This is a genomic window from Ureibacillus suwonensis (genome assembly GCF_042655065.1).
GTDB classification, from domain to species: Bacteria; Bacillota; Bacilli; order Bacillales_A; family Planococcaceae; genus Ureibacillus; species Ureibacillus suwonensis.
In genome coordinates, this window is sequence record NZ_JBHSNQ010000026.1 from 1 (window position 1) to 1,157 (window position 1,157).

General features: G+C 34.9%; 1 protein-coding gene and 1 pseudogene. Both read left to right on the forward strand.

From position 1 onward, the window contains the following. A partial coding sequence (locus ACFPOH_RS01910; protein ID WP_465270733.1) for a transposase occupies positions 1–887 on the forward strand: 887 nt, incomplete at its 5' end. After that, a pseudogene (locus ACFPOH_RS01915) lies at positions 884–1,157 on the forward strand (ATP-binding protein); the annotation flags it as partial. The gene ACFPOH_RS01910 and the pseudogene ACFPOH_RS01915, both read left to right, overlap by 4 nt.

A 1,157-nucleotide genomic window follows, 5' to 3' on the forward strand; every position in this document is an offset into this window, starting at 1 on the left:
ATATTCTTTTTAAACAGGTTGGGGGAGTACCTAAAAGGATAAGAATCGATAATTTGACCCCCGCTGTGAAGAAAAAAAGGACAAAAAATGAAGAAGCACAATTAACTGATGAATTTGTTCAATTTCAGCATTATTATGGCTTTGATGTGCAGGTATGCAATCCAAGAAGTGGCCATGAAAAAGGAAATGTTGAGAATAAAGTTGGATATATACGCTATAACTTTTTTACTTCAGCTCCAATAATGGACAGCTATGAGGGTTTAACTGATCAATTATTTCATAAATTAGAGGCGGACAGAAATAGAATTCATTATGCCAAAAACGTACGTATTGAGGACTTATGGCAGGAAGAACGGGATTATCTTCTAGCATTACCGGAAAAGCCCTATCCTGTATTTAAAGAGCATCTTGTTAAAGTAAACAAATATAATGAAGTGAAAGTGGATCAGACGTTGGTTCATGTCCCTAAGGGTGGCAACTATAGTCAATTACAAATGATATTAACATGGGATCAATTAAAGATTGTTTCACCTAATGGGGAGATATTATTGGATGACTATCGGCCATATATGAAAAAGCGAAAAGCATTACCATGGCTTTCAATAATTAAAACATGGATTCATAAACCAAGGGTTGTAGAATATTCGCGCTATAATAAGTATTTACCGGGAAGAATTAAAGAATTTTTGTTGGTAGATAATTTAATTATTCGACGAAAACGATTAGAAGCTCTAGCTAGTTTATTAGTTTCTCATGACATGAAGAAGATTAATGAAGAGTTCTATGAATTAATTGCACAGGATAAGCTACCTAGTGATAATAATCCTTATGAAGTGGACTGGAGTAAATACGATTCATTAGCTCCTAGAGAGGAGGCTGTCAATTGAAACAGGACATTAAAGAATTGTGTAAGTTATTGAGGTTAGCTTATGTTGCGGATGTATACGAGCAAATACCGTTTGAAACTCCGAAACAATTCTTATATGGGCTACTTAAGGAGGAAATAAGATTAAGAGAAAAAGCGAGAGCAATCCGCTTGATAAAAAAGGCGAAGTTCTTAGATAAAAAGAGTTTACATGATTACGAGTGGACCGAACAACTTCGGTTCCCTCCTCACTTAACCAAAGAGGATTTGTGTAGCCTACAATTTATTGAGA